The sequence below is a fragment of the Pseudomonas sp. Colony2 genome, from assembly GCF_019382755.1.
Lineage (GTDB): Bacteria > Pseudomonadota > Gammaproteobacteria > Pseudomonadales > Pseudomonadaceae > Aquipseudomonas.
In genome coordinates, this window is the sequence record NZ_CP080030.1 from 3,907,437 (window position 1) to 3,908,447 (window position 1,011).

At 56.8% G+C, this 1,011-nt stretch carries 2 protein-coding genes; one reads left to right on the top strand and one right to left on the bottom strand.

Annotation, left to right across the window (positions count from 1 at the left end):
- The first annotated feature begins 25 nt into the window (after nucleotides 1-25).
- A complete protein-coding gene (locus tag JV201_RS15310) occupies nucleotides 26-424 on the top strand; it encodes a hypothetical protein (protein ID WP_219405657.1) in 399 nt (132 codons plus the stop codon).
- A gap of 11 nt (nucleotides 425-435) precedes the next feature.
- Here JV201_RS15310 and JV201_RS15315 read toward each other — a convergent pair whose 3' ends face one another.
- Nucleotides 436-711 (bottom strand): DUF1652 domain-containing protein, encoded by a 276-nt coding sequence (locus JV201_RS15315; RefSeq protein ID WP_003215295.1) that lies wholly within the window; start codon nucleotides 709-711, stop codon nucleotides 436-438.
- Nucleotides 712-1,011 lie beyond the last annotated feature (300 nt).

The following is a 1,011-nucleotide window of genomic DNA, read 5'->3' on the forward strand; positions in this document are numbered from 1 at the left end:
CTCGTTACGGCCGAAAGGATTCGCCATGCAATTGCACTTCCGTCCCCTCGCTACCTTCACCGCCCTGCTGTGCTTTGCCCTCGCGCTGATCTGGGGGTTTCGCCCCGACCTGCTCCTGTGGGTGTGGAGTGTTGAATACTCCAGCGCCACCGGCCTGGTGGCCCGTCGCAACGCCGCGCTGTTCCTGGCCATCGGTATCATGTTCTACCGCGCCCGCCATTCCCCGCCTGACGCAACACGGCACGCCATGACCTCCGGCTTGGTGATCGGCTGTTTCGTGCTGGCGATGCTGGGGATCAGCGAATGGATAAGCGGCCACGCGGGCCCGGGGATTTTACTGGCGGTGATCACGGAAACGGCGTTGGGCCTGGCATTTATCCAGGCCCGCAAGTCTTCACTGACTGAAGCTCAACCGTCCGTTTAATAGACGTCCGTTTAATAGAAAGGACGCGCGCCGGCTCGTTTGAGGGCCGGGGCCTGGGTGTGGGTATGCTTGAGGTCTTCACGCAACTCGGTAATCAAGTTGCAGATCGCCCGACTGCTGTCGAGCTTGTTGGCGCAAATGCCGGTGACCACCAGGTCTACCCGGTCATGGTCGATCTCGTGATAGACCTTGACCGTCAGCGAGGCGTCCGACGCCTTGGTGACTTCACAGCGCTTGGGCAGAAAACTTCCTTCAATGATGCCGCGTAGTTCCAGATCCGAAAGCATGGCCGACCTCTCCTTTTATGAGATTGCCAATCGATTGTTATCAATATTCTTTATTCGTACGGCTGGCGACCGTGATGACACGTTCACCTTTTGCGCCTTGCCAGCCCTGGCAGACGGCTTCACGTACCCAGCCTACTAGGCTCGTTCGAGGTGCGTTGGATCCTTTCCTCATAAGCGACAACGTTACTTATATAAGTTACGTGGCAGACCGCCATTAACCCATTCGTTTGGGGTATGCACCGTCGTGTTTGTTGCTCATTCAGAGTTGTAACAGGATCTTATGAAGCATTAAACATGCCG